This is a genomic window from Acinetobacter soli (assembly GCF_000760595.1).
Classification (GTDB): Bacteria; Pseudomonadota; Gammaproteobacteria; order Pseudomonadales; family Moraxellaceae; genus Acinetobacter; species Acinetobacter soli.
Window position 1 is genome coordinate 216,281 of sequence record NZ_BBNM01000001.1, and the last position, 17,768, is coordinate 234,048.

Annotated in this window: 14 protein-coding genes and 1 pseudogene; 11 read left to right on the plus strand and 4 right to left on the minus strand. The window is 45.0% G+C overall.

Features of this window, described 5'->3' with window-relative positions; translation table 11 throughout:
* Window positions 1-198: 198 nt before the first annotated feature.
* Together Aso01_RS01060 and Aso01_RS01065 are read right to left on the minus strand one after the other, a co-directional pair.
* Window positions 199-1,161 (minus strand): response regulator transcription factor, encoded by a 963-nt coding sequence (locus Aso01_RS01060; protein ID WP_004939043.1) that lies wholly within the window; start codon window positions 1,159-1,161, stop codon window positions 199-201.
* Window positions 1,158-4,616 (minus strand): annotated as a pseudogene (locus Aso01_RS01065) (hybrid sensor histidine kinase/response regulator). Before Aso01_RS01065 ends, Aso01_RS01060 begins: the two are co-directional and overlap by 4 nt.
* A gap of 189 nt (window positions 4,617-4,805) precedes the next feature.
* Here Aso01_RS01065 and Aso01_RS01070 point away from each other — a divergent pair.
* From Aso01_RS01070 to Aso01_RS01100, 7 genes are all read left to right on the plus strand, one after another.
* Entirely contained in the window at window positions 4,806-6,422 is a 1,617-nt protein-coding gene (locus Aso01_RS01070) for a purine-cytosine permease family protein (protein ID WP_004939047.1), read from the plus strand.
* Between the two features lie 237 nt (window positions 6,423-6,659).
* The gene (pqqA, locus tag Aso01_RS16110) at window positions 6,660-6,731 is read left to right on the plus strand and encodes a pyrroloquinoline quinone precursor peptide PqqA (RefSeq protein WP_011182532.1); all 72 of its coding nucleotides are present in this window, start codon (window positions 6,660-6,662) and stop codon (window positions 6,729-6,731) included.
* A 72-nt stretch (window positions 6,732-6,803) separates the two neighbouring features.
* Window positions 6,804-7,718, plus strand: a complete 915-nt coding sequence (gene pqqB / locus Aso01_RS01080; protein WP_004939050.1) for a pyrroloquinoline quinone biosynthesis protein PqqB — start codon at window positions 6,804-6,806, stop codon at window positions 7,716-7,718.
* Window positions 7,708-8,475 carry a pyrroloquinoline-quinone synthase PqqC gene (gene pqqC, locus Aso01_RS01085; RefSeq protein WP_171063733.1) on the plus strand — a complete coding sequence of 256 codons (768 nt, stop codon included), beginning with the start codon at window positions 7,708-7,710 and terminating at the stop codon, window positions 8,473-8,475. The genes pqqB and pqqC overlap by 11 nt, the downstream gene beginning before the upstream one ends.
* The gene (gene pqqD / locus Aso01_RS01090) at window positions 8,472-8,747 is read left to right on the plus strand and encodes a pyrroloquinoline quinone biosynthesis peptide chaperone PqqD (protein WP_004939054.1); all 276 of its coding nucleotides are present in this window, start codon (window positions 8,472-8,474) and stop codon (window positions 8,745-8,747) included. Before pqqC ends, pqqD begins: the two co-directional genes overlap by 4 nt.
* Entirely contained in the window at window positions 8,744-9,901 is a 1,158-nt protein-coding gene (gene pqqE / locus Aso01_RS01095) for a pyrroloquinoline quinone biosynthesis protein PqqE (RefSeq protein ID WP_004939059.1), read from the plus strand. Before pqqD ends, pqqE begins: the two co-directional genes overlap by 4 nt.
* Window positions 9,898-10,968, plus strand: a complete 1,071-nt coding sequence (locus Aso01_RS01100; protein WP_004939064.1) for a dipeptidase — start codon at window positions 9,898-9,900, stop codon at window positions 10,966-10,968. The genes pqqE and Aso01_RS01100 overlap by 4 nt, the downstream gene beginning before the upstream one ends.
* Before the next feature lie 41 nt (window positions 10,969-11,009).
* Here Aso01_RS01100 and Aso01_RS01105 read toward each other — a convergent pair whose 3' ends face one another.
* Together Aso01_RS01105 and Aso01_RS01110 are read right to left on the minus strand one after the other, a co-directional pair.
* On the minus strand, window positions 11,010-11,795 hold the full coding sequence (locus Aso01_RS01105; RefSeq protein WP_004939067.1) for a 3-hydroxybutyrate dehydrogenase: 786 nt from the start codon (window positions 11,793-11,795) through the stop codon (window positions 11,010-11,012).
* A gap of 75 nt (window positions 11,796-11,870) precedes the next feature.
* Entirely contained in the window at window positions 11,871-13,286 is a 1,416-nt protein-coding gene (locus Aso01_RS01110) for a GntP family permease (RefSeq protein WP_004939072.1), read from the minus strand.
* A 484-nt stretch (window positions 13,287-13,770) separates the two neighbouring features.
* Here Aso01_RS01110 and Aso01_RS01115 point away from each other — a divergent pair, with 484 nt between their 5' ends.
* The 4 genes from Aso01_RS01115 (at window position 13,771) to Aso01_RS01130 (ending at window position 17,733) form a co-directional block, all read left to right on the plus strand.
* Complete coding sequence (locus tag Aso01_RS01115) at window positions 13,771-14,673, plus strand: LysR family transcriptional regulator (RefSeq protein ID WP_004939074.1); 903 nt, start codon at window positions 13,771-13,773, stop codon at window positions 14,671-14,673.
* A 183-nt stretch (window positions 14,674-14,856) separates the two neighbouring features.
* The gene (locus tag Aso01_RS01120) at window positions 14,857-15,561 is read left to right on the plus strand and encodes a CoA transferase subunit A (protein WP_004939077.1); all 705 of its coding nucleotides are present in this window, start codon (window positions 14,857-14,859) and stop codon (window positions 15,559-15,561) included.
* Window positions 15,562-15,563: 2 nt separating this feature from the next.
* Window positions 15,564-16,205, plus strand: coding sequence for a 3-oxoacid CoA-transferase subunit B (locus Aso01_RS01125; RefSeq protein ID WP_004939082.1), 642 nt, complete (start codon window positions 15,564-15,566; stop codon window positions 16,203-16,205).
* Between the two features lie 118 nt (window positions 16,206-16,323).
* A complete protein-coding gene (locus tag Aso01_RS01130) occupies window positions 16,324-17,733 on the plus strand; it encodes a short-chain fatty acid transporter (RefSeq protein WP_004939084.1) in 1,410 nt (469 codons plus the stop codon).
* The last annotated feature ends 35 nt before the right edge of the window (window positions 17,734-17,768 follow it).

Below are 17,768 nucleotides of genomic sequence, written 5' to 3' on the forward strand. Positions count from 1 at the left end.
AAGTTGGAACTAAAAAACGCTGTTTCGTAAGAAGCAGCGTTTTTTTATAATTAGATTTATTTCTAAGTGGCGTATGTCGCTATGAATTCAAACTTAAGCGACATATTTTGTCGTCTAAGTTTAATTTTAAAGGTGAACTTTGGATTTAAAATATCTCAAAAAATGAATATAAAATCCAATGTGATGATTATTCCCTCCTCACATCGTATTTTCTTGCACCAAACTATTCATATAAGCCACCGCTGCTGTACGGTTTTCCACACAGAGTTTTTCAAAAATATGTTCAAGATGCTTATTTACAGTTCTTGGGCTGAGCTCTAATATCTCTGCAATATCTTTATTGGTTTTACCCAGTGCCAGCCAATGCGAAACTTCCGCCTCTCGCTGGGTCAGTTGCGGGCAATATTTTAAAATCTCCTCAACGCCCAAAGCCGGAGCAGACATTTTAATTTGTACCAGATAAGTGGCGTGACCCACAGGTTGATCGTGCCATGGCGTAAGTAAAATAAGTTGCAGTTGATGCGATGCACTAGAATAGGTGCAACTCATTTTCTTTTTATTGTCTTTATCGCGTTTAATTTCGGCAAACCACTGCGTTAAACCAGTTTCAAAGCGTTCACGATCTTGCAAATATTGGTTCAGCAAAATATTGGCTTTCTCTGTGGTCCATGCAATTTTCCCGAGCTGATCGAGTGCCAAAATCGCGACTTCAGTGGCATCAATTACCTGCTTTTGCTGACGTAAAAGCTGCGCATGCGCCAGATGTGTTTTTACCCGCGCCAGAACTTCTTCAATATTGAGTGGTTTGGTGACATAGTCGACGCCACCCACCTGAAAGCCACGGACAATATGTTCAGTTTCAGACAATCCGGTCATAAAAATGACCGGAATAAACTGCGTAATTGGGCTGGCTTTGAGCTGTAAGCAACTTTCAAAACCATCCATATGTGGCATATTGCCATCGAGCAAAATCATATCTGGCTGACAGCGGTGCGCAATTTCAATGGCACTTAAACCATCTGTGGTGACTAATACCTGATAACCCGCCTGATCCAAACTTTCGTGCAATAATCCGAGATTTTCAGGCACATCATCCACAATTAAAATCACCGCCTGATCGTGCGGGCGAAATGGAGAAATCGAAGCAATGTCCTGACTCATCGTGCGTCCTGAAGTAATTGGCGTGCGTGTTTTAAGTCAAATTTTTGCACAGATTGATTCAGTTGTCCCCATAGTTCGTTATATTCTGGAAAATCATGTTGATACTATTGCACGGCGCGCTGAATACCGCGTATATAGCCCTGCCCAATCAGTTGCTCTAGATGATTCAAAGCCTGATCAAACGTCATCGACTGTGTATGGGTAGGTTGAGGCTCATTTACGACCGCTGTGGTCGTAAATGGCTGAGCAGAAATCGGTTCTGATTTTTGCGCTGCCAGGGAGGCTTGTGTGGTTGAAGCTGTAGACTGATCAATCCACGTAAGCCCCAATTTATCGCCAATTTTATTTAAAAGTAAATTCAGATCGATCGGTTTTAGCATAAAGTCTTCACTTAATACGGCATCTTGCGGATTACCCTCACGCTCATTCACATTGGCCGATATAATCAAGATCGGGACGTTGGTAATATTATTTTGACGTAGTAAATGTGCCGTTTCCCAGCCGCCCATCATGGGCATATTTAAATCCATTAAAATAAGATCGGGCTGAAACACTGGCACCTGCCTTAAACAATCGATACCTGATTCTGCTTCCTGAATAATAAAACCAAGTGGGCGTAAAAAATTCGCCACCAAACCTCGGTCAACGGCTTCATTATCGACCACTAAAATCCGTTTTTGCTCACCGATATAGCCCGTGATCTGATTCGATTGTACATTTGAAATAGGATGTACCAGTGCCTTAGAAGGCAAGTACAATTTAACTTTAAAGCATGAGCCCTGATTTAGCTCGCTTGTTACCGAGAGCTGGCCACCAAGCAAATCGACCAGTAATTTCACAATCGGTAGTCCAAGCCCGGTTCCGGTAAACCCGCCCTGCACCACATTACTGCCACGCTCGAATGGATTAAAAATCCGCTCAAGATCTTGCGCTGCAATACCGCATCCGGTGTCTCGAATTTCAAAATAGGCCGTTTGAAAACGATATTCCAGTTTCAAATGGATTTCGCCTTTGGTGGTAAATTTAAGCGCATTCCCCAGTAAATTGATTAAAATTTGTTCCAGTCTTTTTTTGTCAGTTCGGACATATTCCGGTAAATGCTCACTCACCTCACAAATAAAATGTAGCCGTTTCTGCTCGATTTGCGGCTGAAACATCTGAATCATTTGTTCGATAAAATGAGGAAAATGTACATCGACCATATTCAGACTGATCTTACCGGTTTCGATGCGCGATAAATCCAGTAAACCATCGATGAGTGAGGTCAGATGCTGACCACTCCGACTAATCACACCCAGTGCCGTCTGGCCTTGTGGCGAAAGCTGCTCCTGTTTTTGTAATAACTGGCTATAACCTAAAATACTGTTGAGTGGCGTTCTGAGTTCGTGGCTAATGCCCACCACATAACGACTTTTGGCTTCATTGGCACGCTCGGCCTGAATACGGGCATCGTAAAGATGCTGTGAGGTTTGCTCATGCGCTGCGATTTCTTCTATGAGCAAACGGGTTTGCTGATGCGTTTCCTGCTCAGCTTTACGGCGGCTTTGATCATTAAGCACCAACCACCACGCCGCAACACTGATCAGTAGAAATAAAATGGTGTAGATTTTTAAAAATAAAGTAAATAATTGCTGGATAGCTTGCTCGTTGACTGCTTCCAAATAGGTTTTTTCTTGTAAATACACCAAGCTTAAACATACCGCTAAAATAAGCCCGAGCGAGAGCATTAACAGTAAATATTGGCTTAGGCGAGTATTTAACCGCTGTGACCATGCTTTAGGCAAATATCGCTCGATCCATGTTTTAAGCTGTACTGTCCAGCGGGCATGCGGCTTACATAAATCATGACAGCGTGCTTCGAGTGAGCAGCAGAGTGAGCAAATTGAGTGCTGATAAGCTGGACACACTGCCATATCGGCTACTTCATAATCACGCTCACACACCACGCAAGTGGCTACAGGAGTTGAGGCAATCTGTTCAGGTGGGCGAGCAAGGTAGTATTTGCCACGGGTAAGTAATGCAATGAGCGGCACACAGAGCATAGACGTACCGAGTGCAATAAAACTGGCCAAGCCTTTTGCCGTAAAGCCAAACACTCCCAAATAACATAGCATTGAGACACATGATGCAATCACCAGCGCACCTACGCCTACCGGGTTGATGTCGTACAAGTAAGCACGTCGAAACTCAATTCCTTTGGGACTTAGCCCAAGCGGTTTGCAAATCATTAGATCTGCCACCACGGCGCCAATCCATGCCAACGCCAGATTGCTATATAGCCCTAAAATTCGCTCGACCGCATGGATAATTCCCATCTCCATGAGTACCACTGCAATCAGCACATTAAAAATCAACCACACAATTCGGCCGGGATGGCTGTGTGTTAAACGCGCAAAAAAGTTTGACCACGCCAGCGAGCCCGCATAGGCATTGGTGACATTGATCTTGATTTGCGCCAGACAAACCAGTAACAGCGTGAGTAACAAGGCGATTTGCGGCGATGGAATAAACTGCTGATAAGCCATCCAGTAGAGGTAGGTCGGGTTATCTAATTCAGCAATCGGAACCAGTAATTGATAAGCCAACAGCATGAGCAACATCCCCATGCAAACTTTAAGAAAACCCGCCAAAATCCATGATGGGCCACCCAAAAATACTGCAAGATGCCACGAACGCTTTGCTTGTTGCTGTTGTGGCAAGAAGCGCAAGTAGTCGGCTTGTTCGCCAATCTGAATCACAAACACAAAAATCAGCGTGCAGGCAGCGCCAAAATAATACAGGTTAAAATCGCTTGAGGCCGACACAACACCCGCAAAATGAATGCTGTCACTGAGCAAATGTGGCTGTTTCCAAAGCACCACGATCCACGGTAGCACCAACAAAATCAGCCATAACGGCTGAGTATAGGCTTGTACTTTATTGATAAACCCTATGCCTTTCACCACCAAAGGTAAAATGACCAGTGCAGAAATTAAGTAGCCAATACTCAGCGGAATATTCAGTGCCAGTTCCAGCGCCATTGCCATAATGGCTGCTTCAAATGCCAGCAAAATAAAGGTAAAGCTGGCGTAAATCAGTGAAGTGATGGTCGAGCCGATATAACCAAAGCCTGCGCCTCGCGTGAGTAAATCGACATCGACATTATATTTCGCTGCATAGTAACTGATCGGCCAACTGGTCATAAAAATGATCAAACACACCACAATCGCCGCCCAAATGGCATTGCTAAAACCGTATTGCCACAGCATGGTGGCACCAATGGCTTCCATGGCCAGAAAACTGACCGTCGAGATGGCAGTATTGGTGACTGTCCACGGCGACCATTTGCGTACCGACGCTGGTGCATAGCGCAGCGCAAAATCTTCGATACTCTGGTCGGCCACCCAAAGATTATAGTCACGACGTGTTTTAATCACACGTTGTGGTGCGTGCGGAGTTTTTGAAGAATTTGACATGGCGAGCAATGGCTGGGCAGACTAAGGCTATATGGTCACTTTGCCAAATCTTGACGCAGATTGCTATGCTTATTGCATGCGCACGTATACGCAAAATAACGTATTTCCAATTTTGCCCTAACCCGACAGACTCCTCTACATCAAGCAATCCAATATTGCCGTTATTCGTTCTGTGGGGAGATCCAGCTTATGCGCGCATCCGAGCATTCAACTATTGGTACCGTCGACGACGCCGATTCACGTAAAGCCGTGAATGAAACCCTCGAAGATTACACACTGCGCTATGCACCGCACAGTTTTCGCCGCTGGAGCCCTAAAGTGGTGGCCATTACAGCATTGGGCGGCATTGCCTATCTGGCCGACTTTTCGATTGGTGCCAGTATTGGTATGGCCTATGGCACCACCAACGCCGTTTTTTCAATTTTATTTGCAGCGCTGATTATCTTTTTAACCGGTATCCCACTGGCTTATTACGCTGCACGCTATAACATTGATCTGGATCTGATCACCCGCGGTGCCGGTTTTGGCTATATTGGTTCAGTGCTGACCAGTATCATTTTTGCCAGTTTTACCTTTATTTTCTTTGCCCTTGAAGGCTCGATCATGGCACAAGGGCTGTTGCTCGGCTTAGGTATTCCGTTATGGCTGGGTTATCTCATCTCTACGGTGATGGTGATTCCACTGGTGATTTATGGCATGAAAGCCCTAAGTACCTTACAGGTCTGGACGACACCGATCTGGCTGATTCTGATGATTGGCCCTGTGGCATATCTGATTCACAAAGAGCCTAATCTGGTGGGTCAATTTGCCAGTTACACCGGTGCAGAAGGCTTCGCACCGATGGACATGGCCGCGATCATGCTGGGTGCCGGTGTATGTTTGTCGTTGATTATGCAAATCGGTGAGCAGATTGATTACTTACGCTTTATGCCTGCCAAAACCAAACAAAACAGCAAACAATGGTGGGCAGCCGTGATTTCGGCGGGTCCGGGCTGGGTGATCTTGGGTGCGATTAAACAAATTATCGGGGCATTTTTGGGTTTTTACTTACTGACCAAAGTACCCGGCATTAACTCGACAGAACCTGTACAACAGTTTAATGCCGCATTTCATGACATGCTGCCGGGCTGGTTGGCACTCTCTCTGGCCGTGATTTTAGTGGTGATCTCACAAATCAAGATTAATGTCACCAATGCTTACTCAGGCTCATTGGCATGGACCAGTGCCTATACGCGCGTGACCAAACATTATCCGGGTCGTATCGTGTTTGTGATGGTTAATCTGGTCATTGCTCTGGCACTGATGGAAGGCAACATGTTTGCAGTGCTGGGCAAAATTCTGGGCTTTTATTCTAACTTTGCCATCGCTTGGGTGGTGGTGGTTGCAACCGATATTTCTATCAATAAATATCTCTTAAAGCTTTCTCCAAAAGAGCCAGAATATCGCCGCGATATGCTGCACAATATTAATCCTGTGGGTTTGGTGGCATTTTTGGCTGCAGCAGGACTATCAATTGCTGCATTCTTTGGATTATTTGGTAGCTTTTTGGCTGCTTACTCACCTATCATCGCGCTGGTGGTTGCGTTTGTGATGACGCCATTGATGGGCATTTTGACCAAAGGCAAATACTACATCAAGCAAGCGCACGACGGCATTCAAGAGCCTCGTTTCGATGCCGAAGGTACGCCTGTGGCAACCATTTATGAGTGCGTCGTGTGTGATCAGCCATATGAACGCCCCGATGTACTGTTCTCTCACAAACATCACGGCACCATTTGTTCATTGTGTAAAACGCTAGATAAATAAATCTCGTGGTGTAAAAAAGTTTCGGGCGGTTAAAAAATTAAACCGCCCATTTACTATTTCAATTACTATAAATAAGATTTGGTTTGTATGGCGAATGTAAGTTATTAAGTAAAACTGCAGCAATTGATACGATGAGCGCACAAAATTTATGTGTTTTATGTCAAAAAATAGCTTTTGTTAAATAAAAATAATATATGCTTCTGCGTTCAAGATGATTTCTAAAATGGAGATTTTGCTATGTGGACCAAACCAGCTTTTGAAGACATTCGTCTAGGTTTTGAAATCACAATGTATGCTGCTGTCGAGTAATTTGATTGCGCGTCGAAACATCCACAACCTTGTGGATGTTTTTCATTTTAACTTATCAATTTTTAAACATTCATGCTGATAAAAATCTTAGGTTCTGCCGCGGGTGGCGGTTTTCCACAATGGAACTGTAACTGTGAAAACTGTCTTGGTCTTAAACAGGGAACGCTTCAGGCACGTGCGCGTACCCAGTCTTCTATTGCCATTAGCGATAACGGTACAGACTGGATCTTGTGCAATGCATCACCCGATATTGCACAGCAAATTGCCCACAATCCCGAATTGCAGGCGCCAGCATCGGTTCGCCGCGGTACCTCGATCGGTTCGATTATTTTGACCGACAGCCAAATTGATCACACCACAGGTTTGCTCAATTTAAGAGAGGGCTGTCCGCATCAGGTCTGGGCTACGCCTGAAGTACACGAAGATCTCAGCACCGGATTTCCAATTTTTAATATGCTCAAGCATTGGAATGGCGGATTGGTACATCATCCAATTGATATCCAGACTCCGTTTCAGGTGGCTGTATGCTCGTCAATTCGCTTTACGCCAGTGCCTATTTTAAGCAATGCACCGCCCTACTCGCCATATCGTCACCGACCGCTACCAGGTCATAATATTGCGCTTTGGATCGAAGATACCCGCACTGGACATTCATTGTTTTATGCGCCTGGTCTTGGACAAATGGATGAGCAGATTTTAAGCTACATGCAGCGCTCAAACTGTTTGCTGGTTGATGGTACGCTATGGAAAGATCAAGAGCTGGCCTTACTCGGTGTTGGTCACAACACTGGTCAGGATATGGGTCATCTGGCCTTGCAAGAAGAGCGCGGCTTGATTCATTTGCTGGCGCAATTTCCGCAACAGCGCAAAGTGCTGATCCACATCAACAACACCAATCCAATTTTAAATGAACAGTCTGTCGAACACGCAACACTCAAACAGCTTGAGATCGAAGTGAGTTATGACGGCATGCTGATTGAGGTTTAATATGGCTGCATCACTTTTAAGCCCAACCGAGTTTGAGCAGGCACTGCGTGATAAGGGCTGCTACTATCATATTCATCATCCGTATCACATCATGATGAATCAAGGTGAAGCCACCAAAGAACAGATTCAGGGCTGGGTGGCCAACCGTTTTTATTATCAGGTCAATATCCCACTAAAAGATGCCGCCATTATGGCCAACTGCTCCGACCCTGCAACGCGTCGAAAGTGGGTGCAGCGCATTTTGGATCATGATGGACAGCACGATGATCATGGCGGTATTGAAGCATGGTTAAGGTTAGGTGAAGCAGTCGGGCTTGACCGCGACACAATTTTGTCTGAAAAAATGGTGTTGCCAAGTGTACGCTTTGCAGTGGATGCCTATGTCAATTTTGCCCGCCGTGCGTGCTGGCAAGAAGCGGCCTGTAGCTCGCTCACCGAGATGTTTGCACCGGCGATTCATCAGTCACGGCTAGATACATGGCCAAATCATTATCCTTGGATTGATGCTGAAGGCTATGCTTATTTCAGAAGCCGTTTGGGTCAGGCCAATCGTGATGTTGAACATGGTCTGGCACTGGCACTTGAGTATTGCACGACGATTGAGCGTCAGCAGCGTATGCTCAATATTTTACAGTTTAAGCTCGATATCTTATGGACACTGCTCGATGGCATGACCATGGCCTATGTGCTGCATCGTGCGCCGTATCATACGGTCACTCAAGATATCGCATGGCACCAAAAAGGATTATTAACATGAAGGATATCGGCAACCATACCCCTGTGTTTAATCGAGGCTATCGTTTTCAGTGGGAAGAAGCACAGCAAAGTTATGTGATCTTGTATCCCGAAGGTCTGGTGCGTTTAAATGATACAGCCACCCTGATTTTAAAGCAGATTGATGGTTCACGTCGCGTTACGGAGATTATTCAGCTTTTGCAGGCACAGTTTCCAGATGCCGATGGTCTCGATCAGGATGTGATCGACTTTTTACAGCAGGCTGAATCGCGGCAGTGGATTGATCTGTCATGAATATTCCGGTAGTGCCGCAGATCAAGCCGCCATTGTGGTTGCTGGCCGAGCTGACGTATCGTTGTCCATTACAATGTGCCTATTGTTCTAATCCATTGGACTACGCCGCAGTAAAAAATGAACTGAGCACAGCACAATGGAAACAGGTTTTTGATCAGGCACGCGCCTTGGGCAGTGTACAACTTGGATTTTCTGGTGGAGAGCCTTTACTGCGGCCAGATTTACCCGAGCTGATTCAGCATGCCCATCGGTTGGGCTTTTATACCAACCTGATTACGTCAGGAATCGGGTTGACTGAAGACAAAATTGCAGCATTTAGCGAGGCAGGTCTGGATCATATCCAGATCAGTTTTCAGGCCAGTGATCCAGTGCTGAGTGAACTGCTGTCTGGGTCACGTAAAGCCTTCGAACAAAAGCAGCAAATCGCACGTGCGGTGAAAAAGCATCGTTATCCGATGGTGCTCAACTTTGTGATTCATCGCTTTAATATCGAGCAGATCGATCAGATGATTGAATTGAGCCTTGAACTGGGTGCCGATTATGTTGAACTGGCCACTTGCCAGTTTTATGGTTGGGCCAAACTGAATCAGGCCGCTCTTTTGCCGACTTCCACACAGATTGCTTATGTACAATCCAGAGTAAAAGCCTACCGAGCGCAGATCGATCAACAGGGCTTAAAAACCAAGTTGATGCTGGTTGCTCCCGACTTTCATCAAACGCGTCCTAAAAAGTGTATTGGCGGCTGGGGACAAATTTTTATTACCGTCAGCCCTGACGGAACGGTACTACCCTGTCAGAGCGCCAAAGATCTGCCTTTAGACTTTCCCAATGTTGCCGATCAGTCCCTCAAAACGATTTGGAACGAAGCCTTCGCCTTTAATGCCTTTCGGGGCACTGACTGGATGCAAGAACCATGTCGTTCATGCCCAGACAAAGAAAAGGATTTGGGTGGATGCCGCTGTCAAGCCTACATGATGACACAAAACATGTATGCCACCGATCCGGTGTGCAGTAAATCACCTGAGCATTATCAGATCGAGGCCGCTCGTGCAGATGCCGATGAGCAGCAACCAACCACCCAAGATTTGGTATTACGCAACAGCAGAAACTCTAAACTGTTTTTTAAAACAGTTAATGTATCGGATACACCATGATGAAGGTATTTGATGGGCATAACGATGTACTGGCCCGTATGTGGCTCAGTAATGCGCCAGATCCTGTTGCTGCATTTTTAGAGACTGGATTACCCGGACATCTCGATCTTAAACGCTGTCAGGCCAGCCCTTTTGCAGGTGGGCTGTTTGCACTGTTTGTACCACCTTTCGATTACGTACAAAAGCATCATCCTGATAAGCTCAAACATACGCAGCAAACGGCTTTTGATGCAACAGAGATCAGTGACATTATAGAGACTCAGCTGAGCTACATTGAACAGCTTGCCGCGCGCTCTTCAGGGCAAATTCAGATTTGTGGTGATGTGCCTGCTATTCGTAATGCCTTAGAGCAGAATCAATTGGCAGTCGTGATTCATATGGAAGGCGCTGATGTTTTAGATGCCAACTTTGAACGGCTGAATTACTTCTATGCGCGTGGCTTAAGAAGCATTGGGCCACTCTGGAACACGCCCAATCAGTTTGGGCATGGTTTGCAGGCCAACTTTCCACATTCGCCCGATACAGGCGCAGGCTTGACCGAACTGGGCCAAGCACTGATTCAGTACTGTTCAGAACGCCGAATCCTGATTGACGTATCGCACATGAACGAACAGGCCTTTTGGGATACCGCCAAGCTGAGTCAGTTACCCCTGATTGCCACGCATTCCAATGCACATCAGCTCTGTGCGCAAGCACGCAATCTGACCGACCGTCAGCTTAATGCAATCAAAACAAGCCGCGGCTGTGTGGGTGTAAATTTTGATACGGCTTTTTTACGATCTGACGGACAGCGTAACAAGGCAACATCGTTAGATATCATTCTGGATCATATCGAGTATTTGATGCAGCATCTGGGCGAAGACCATGTGGCTTTAGGTTCAGATTTCGATGGCGGATTTATTTCGGATCAGCTTCAAGATGTTAGGGGCTTGACTGCCTTACAACAGGCCTTCGAGACGCGTGGTTACTCAAAGGAACTGCAACATAAATTATGTTTAGATAACTGGCTTAATGCTCTCGATCGCGTCTGGCATGGTGGCAATTCACAGTTAAAGTCAACGCAATAAAAAAAGACGGTACAAGTACCGTCTTTTTTTATTGCAAGTGATTATTGTGCAGTGTAACCACCATCAATGAGCACCGCCTGACCCGTCACGCCTGCGGCTTTATCGCTACACAGGAAAATCGCGTAATTGGCAATTTCTTCAACAGACAGTAAGCGCTTTTGCGGCACCATTGCCAAAATAACATCTTCAAGTGCAGTGGATTCACTCACATTTCGGTTTTTGGCCAGATCGGCAATTTGCCCTCGCACCAGTGGCGTGTCGACATAGCCTGGGCATAAAGCATTTACCGTAATACCCTCTTTGGCAGCTTCCAGCGCAGCGACTTTCGTCAGCCCGATCACGCCGTGTTTGGCACTGTTGTAGCCCGCTTTACCTGCAAAACCAATCACACCATTAATAGACGCCATATTGATAATGCGCCCCGATTGCTGCGCTTTCATGATCGGGAAAACATGCTTGATTCCGATAAAAGCACCCGTCAGCATGACACCAACCAGCTTTTGAAACACATCGGTTGGGAAGTCTTCAATGGCTGCAACATGCTGAAAGCCAGCATTGTTAATCAAAATATCAATGGTTCCAAACTCGCTTTTGGTCTGTTGCAGCGCAGCTTGGAATGCGGCTTCGTCGGTAACGTCACAAGGTGCAGCCAGTGCTTCAAATCCTTCACTTTTAAGCTGCTGCACAGCCTCATCACACTTTTGTACATTGACATCTGATAAAACGACTTTTGCACCTTCTTGGGCAAATTTCTTTGCAATTTCCAGCCCTATACCACTGGCAGAACCTGTAATAAACGCAACTTTTGCTTCGAGTTGTTGAGTCACTTGCGCTCTCCTATTTTTCATGCGGTAAGTGGTGTACAACGCACAACGATTACGCGTGTACACCTTTAATATGAGTTAGACAATACCGAACCATGTAAATGCGGCAATCACCACAAATACGGCCATGGTTTTGATTATCGTGACTGCAAAAATATCTTTATACGATTGCTTATGTGTTAATCCCGTCACGGCCAACAAGGTAATGACAGCGCCATTGTGCGGTAACGTATCCATACCACCCGATGCCATGGCTACCACGCGGTGCATCACTTCAGGCGGTATGCCCGCAGCCAAGATCGCAGCGTTGTATTGTTCGGCCATTGCACTGAGCGCAATACTCATACCGCCCGATGCAGATCCGGTAATCCCGGCCAGCGTGGTGGTGGTAATCGCGCCATTGACCAATGGATTGGTAAAGGTATTACTCAAGGCATGGCTAATTAATGCAAAACCCGGCAAGGCTGCAATAATGGCACCGAATCCGTACTCCGATGCGGTATTCATGACCGCAAGCAAAGACCCGCCGATACTGGCATTGACGCCCTCTTTAAACTGACTTACCACACGCTGATAATCAAACAGAACGGCCGCGATAATCCCGACGATGAGTGCCAGACCAACAGCCCAGATGGCACCAGTTTTTGCAACATCGACCGTGTAATTTGCAAGGCCAATCGCGTTGAAATCGAATCCGTTGGGATACCATGTTTTGATGGCACCCGACAAATACTTGTTCATGACTGCAACCAAAATCAGGGGGACAAATGCCAATAATTGACGCCCAGCCGAGCCATTATTTTTAGCATCGACCACGGTGCTTGCCGCCACTAGATCTGCTTGATCAAAACCGGCATAGCCTTCACCTGCTTTTGCAGCCACACGGCGACGCCACTCCAGATAAGCCAAACCCATGCACAATACAAAAATTGCCCCGATAATGCCCAAGAATGGCGCGGCATAAATATTGGTTCCAAAAAATGTGGTTGGAATTACGTTTTGAATTTGGGGCGTTCCAGGCAATGCATCCATGGTAAACGTAAATGCACCGAGTGCAATGGTTCCCGGAATCAGACGCTTTGGAATATTGGCCTGCTGAAATAACTGATTGGCAAACGGATAAATCGCAAATACTGCCACAAACAAGCTCACACCGCTGTAGGTCAGAATTGCACCGAGTAATACCACCGTCAAAATGGCTTTTTTAGCCCCAATCAAGTTCACAATGGTTTTGGCAATCGACTCTGCAATACCAGACATTTCGACCACTTTTCCGAAAATTGCACCAAGCAAAAATACTAAAAAGTAATCTTTAATAAAATTAACCATTTTGGGCATAAATACGCCCGAATAAAATGGTAAAACATTGGCTGGATTGATCAGCATCACCGCTAATAAGGCACATAGCGGTGCCATTAAAATGACTGAGAAGCCGCGATAGGCTGTATACATCAACAGTCCTAACGACAGCAAAATGACAAATAATTCCCACATATTCTTTTACTCCATTACCAAGAATACATCTCAGGTACAGCCCCCATATCTTGCCTAAACGTGGGTTTTGGCCGACCTCATCCTTGTCTCGACACAATTGCTTAAAATAAAAAGCAATCATTAAAATATAAAACCGCTTTAATTTTTTAAAATATCAACAAAAAGAAAAAATACAAGAAGATTAATTTTAATTTATTAATTAATAAATTTATATCATTAAAAATCATAGTTTTAATATTATAAAAAACAATATTCCTATTTATTTATAAAACAAATTGTTTATTTTAAAAAACTCATTAATCATTTTAATAAATAAATGTCGCATTATTTTAATATGAATCTATTTCAAAAAAATCTTAACGTTTTAGATCCCTTAAAACGGATCAACACGATACACTGGTTTTACAAAAATAACCGTATAAAACTTGATAAATTCCATATAATTACATAACAAAAATCAAAAAATCGATCAGGATGACCTCGCATGACCCTCAAGCAACTGAAAGCATTTTTGGTACTCGCAAGAACGTTGAATTACGCCAGTGCCTCAACTGAGCTACATTTGAGTCAGTCAGCATTGAGCTTAAGCATTAAATCTCTCGAAGAAGAACTGGGCGGAAAGCTGTTTAAGCGCAATACCCGACGTGTCGAGCTGACCCAAGAAGGCCTCTCCTTGATTCCATTTGCACGTAAATTGCTGGCCAACTGGGAAGACATGGAAAAAGACGTCAAACAGCGTTTTAAATTACACCGTGGCACACTCAGCATCGCCTCTATGCCCTTTGTGACCCATGCTATTTTGCCTGAGGTGATCAAGATTTTTTCCAGTGAACATCCGAATCTCAGTTTTTCCATTCACGATATTCCCAACGAACGAATTATTGAAAATGTTCTGGATGGTATATTCGAACTGGGTATTTGTTTTGAGCCTGTGATGAACGAACAGCTTGAATTTAAACCACTCTTCGATGAAGACTTTTTGGCACTCGTGCCTAAGCATCATCCATTGGCTCAGCAAAATAGCGTACAGTGGTCTGAATTATATGCCTGCCCGTTTGTGACGCTACAACATCCATCGATTGTGCGGCATCTGCTCGAACAAAATGCACAACAACACGGCTTAATTTTAGATTTGAAAGTTGAGTGCCATCAAATCAGTACCCTCTCAAGTTTGGTCGCACTCGATATAGGAGTCAGTGCCATTCCGCGTCATTTTCAAAATTTTATCGATAAAGAACACAATGTCTTACTTGAAATCGAAAACAGCGATGTGCATCAGGCGGTCGGGATTGTCTATAAAAAAGATGGTGAACTCTCCAATGTCTCGTTACAGTTTATTGAAGCGCTCACACGTTTTCCTTATGCCTCGATTTTAAAAAGCGCCTGATGATGGGCTTTTCATGATGTATCCAGCTTTGTCCTTTGATTTGCGATTGTCGTTATCACATTGTCTTTGATTGTTAAATCAGCATCATTAATAAGTTTTCCTCATTAAACCTTTAAAATTTTCAACTTCTTTAAGCAAGTTGCAAATGCTAAAACTAAAAATAAGGGATTATGAGTAAAGACAATGAATAAAGTTTATTCAAGTGCAGCCGATGCACTTCAGGACATCGTCAAAGATCATCAAACCATTGCAGTTGGTGGTTTTGGTTTATGTGGCATACCAGAAGCATTAATCAATGCGCTCAAAGATACGCAAGTGAAGCACCTCACCTGTATTTCTAACAATGCGGGTGTCGACGATTTTGGCTTAGGGTTATTACTGCAAACCCGTCAAATCAAAAAAATGATTTCTTCGTATGTGGGTGAAAATAAAGAGTTCGAACGTCAGTATCTCAATGGTGAACTTGAGGTCGAACTTACCCCTCAAGGCACGCTGGCCGAAAAATTGCGTGCCGGTGGCTCAGGCATTCCTGCATTTTATACCCAAACCGGTGTCGGTACGCTCATTGCAGAAGGTAAAGAGCAACGTGAATTTGAAGGCAAAACTTATATTTTAGAGCCATCTCTCACTGCCGATATCGCACTGGTGAAAGCCTACAAGGCCGATAAAGCCGGCAACCTAATCTTTCGTAAAACGGCTCGAAACTTCAATCCCGAATGTGCAATGGCTGGCAAAATCACCGTCGCCGAAGTCGAGGAAATTGTCGAGACCGGTACATTAGATCCAGATGACATCCATTTGGCCGGTATTTTTGTCAATCGCGTGGTGCTCAATGCGACCCCGGAAAAGCGGATTGAACAAAAAACCCTAAAAGCACAGGAAGCATAATCATGGCATGGACCCGCGAGCAAATGGCACAACGTGCCGCAAAAGAGTTACAAGACGGATTTTATGTAAATTTAGGCATTGGTTTACCCACTTTGGTGGCCAATTATATTCCAGAAGATGTTGAAGTCTGGTTGCAATCGGAAAATGGCTTACTCGGTATTGGTGAGTTTCCAACAGAAGACAGCGTCGATGCCGATTTAATCAATGCAGGTAAACAAACCGTGACTGCCCGATCCGGCGCAGCGTTTTTTTCGAGCAGTGAATCCTTCGGCATGATTCGAGGTGGTCATGTGAATATCGCTATTCTGGGCGCGATGGAAGTTTCTGAGCAAGGCGATTTAGCGAACTGGATGATTCCCGGCAAAAAAGTCAAAGGTATGGGTGGTGCCATGGATTTGGTGGTCGGTGTACAGCGTGTTGTGGTGCTGATGGAGCACTGCGCAAAAGATGGTTCACCTAAAATTGTGCCAACCTGCAACTTGCCACTCACAGGTCAGCGCGTCGTGCATCGTATTATCACCGATATGGGTGTGATGGATGTAGTCGACGGTGGGATTGAACTGATTGAACTGGCCGACGGCGTTGGCTTCGAAGACATTCAGGCCGCAACAGGTGTAACGCTACGCAATACAGCACCCGCTTAAGCGATGTTGCTGATGATAAAAAACCGGTTCCATGACGGAATTTTAAAATAAAAAACCGAATCGGCAGCCCTATGCCGATTCGGTGTATCTATCTAAAACGACAAAATGGATGTTGATTATGGATAAACAACCCGCTCTATTGGAGCGTTTTGCACTAAAAGTCAGTAACTGGTCTGAAAAATGGTTCCCCGATTCCTACATTTTTGCCTTATTGGGCGTGATTATTGTCTCAGTGGCTGCCATTTTTATTGGTGCACCAGTTAAAGATGTGGCTGGTGCTTTTGGAAACGGTTTTTGGAGCCTAATCCCCTTTACACTGCAAATGACCATGCTGATTATTGTCGGTTATGTGGTGTCGGTGTCGGCACCGGTTAAAAAACTGATTTATAAAATGGCCCGAATTCCACATTCAGGCCGTAGTGCAATTGTGCTGGTCGCGACAGTTAGCTTACTGGTGTCGTTGGTCAACTGGGCGATCAGTACCATTTTGACGGCCTTACTGGTGATTGCACTGGCCAAGCGTAAAGAACTCAATATGGATTATCGCGCTGCTGCGGCTGCTGCAATCATTGGGATGGGTGCCACATGGGCATTGGGAATTAGCTCATCTGCCGCACAGCTTCAAGCCAACAAGGCCAGTCTGCCAGAATCGATTTATAATCTAACCGGCGTTATTCCATTTACCGAAACCATTTTTTTGTGGCAATCTTTAGTCATGACACTGGTACTGGTGATAGTTTCGATCGTGATTGCCTACTGGTCGGCGCCAAAAGGGCAAAACGTCAAAACGATGCAAGATTTCCAGCTTGATTTTGACGAAGATGAACAAGTCGAGGAGAAATCTAATCGTCCAGGAGACTGGCTCGAAAACTCTCCAATCTTAACCATTTTGGTGGTAGTACTCGGCTTAATCTGGATGGCTCTTGAGTTTTCTAAAAACAATCCGATTATTGCCATTTCCAGCCTGAACACCTACAACTTTATTTTTCTGATGCTCGGCCTTGCTCTGCATCGCACACCACGCAACTTTTTAAATGCCGTGAGTAAAGCTGTACCTGCGGTTTCGGGTGTACTGATTCAATTTCCGCTTTACGGCAGTATTGCCTTTATTATGACCCAAGCAGTGAATGCGCAAGATTTTTCATTGTCGCATTATATTGCCGAGTTTTTTGTCTCGATTGCCTCGCATGATACCTTTGCTGTGGTGATGGGAATCTACTCGGCTATTTTGGGATTTTTTGTACCCTCTGGTGGCGGCAAATGGATCATTGAAGCGCCGTATGTCATGCAGGCTGCGATCGACTTAAAGTACCATTTAGGTTGGTCGGTACAAATCTACAATGCAGCCGAGGCCTTACCAAACTTAATCAATCCATTTTTTATGCTGCCCATGTTGGGAATCTTGAAACTCAAAGCCAAAGACGTGATTGGATTTACCGTGACTCAACTGGTGGTACATTTGCCTTTGGTGATGTTTTTACTTTGGATCTTGGGCAAAACCCTGACCTACAGCCCTCCCGTATTTTAAATTTTCATGATGGGTTTGATGGCGCTCTGTCAAAC

Coding starts and splice junctions, on each gene's coding strand:
- Aso01_RS01060 (WP_004939043.1), bottom strand. CDS start 1,161: ATGAGTCAGGACATTGCTTCGATTTCTCCATTTCGCCCGCACGATCAG.
- Aso01_RS01070 (WP_004939047.1), top strand. CDS start 4,806: ATGCGCGCATCCGAGCATTCAACTATTGGTACCGTCGACGACGCCGAT.
- pqqB (WP_004939050.1), top strand. CDS start 6,804: ATGCTGATAAAAATCTTAGGTTCTGCCGCGGGTGGCGGTTTTCCACAA.
- pqqD (WP_004939054.1), top strand. CDS start 8,472: ATGAAGGATATCGGCAACCATACCCCTGTGTTTAATCGAGGCTATCGT.
- pqqE (WP_004939059.1), top strand. CDS start 8,744: ATGAATATTCCGGTAGTGCCGCAGATCAAGCCGCCATTGTGGTTGCTG.
- Aso01_RS01100 (WP_004939064.1), top strand. CDS start 9,898: ATGATGAAGGTATTTGATGGGCATAACGATGTACTGGCCCGTATGTGG.
- Aso01_RS01110 (WP_004939072.1), bottom strand. CDS start 13,286: ATGTGGGAATTATTTGTCATTTTGCTGTCGTTAGGACTGTTGATGTAT.
- Aso01_RS01115 (WP_004939074.1), top strand. CDS start 13,771: ATGACCCTCAAGCAACTGAAAGCATTTTTGGTACTCGCAAGAACGTTG.
- Aso01_RS01120 (WP_004939077.1), top strand. CDS start 14,857: ATGAATAAAGTTTATTCAAGTGCAGCCGATGCACTTCAGGACATCGTC.
- Aso01_RS01125 (WP_004939082.1), top strand. CDS start 15,564: ATGGCATGGACCCGCGAGCAAATGGCACAACGTGCCGCAAAAGAGTTA.
- Aso01_RS01130 (WP_004939084.1), top strand. CDS start 16,324: ATGGATAAACAACCCGCTCTATTGGAGCGTTTTGCACTAAAAGTCAGT.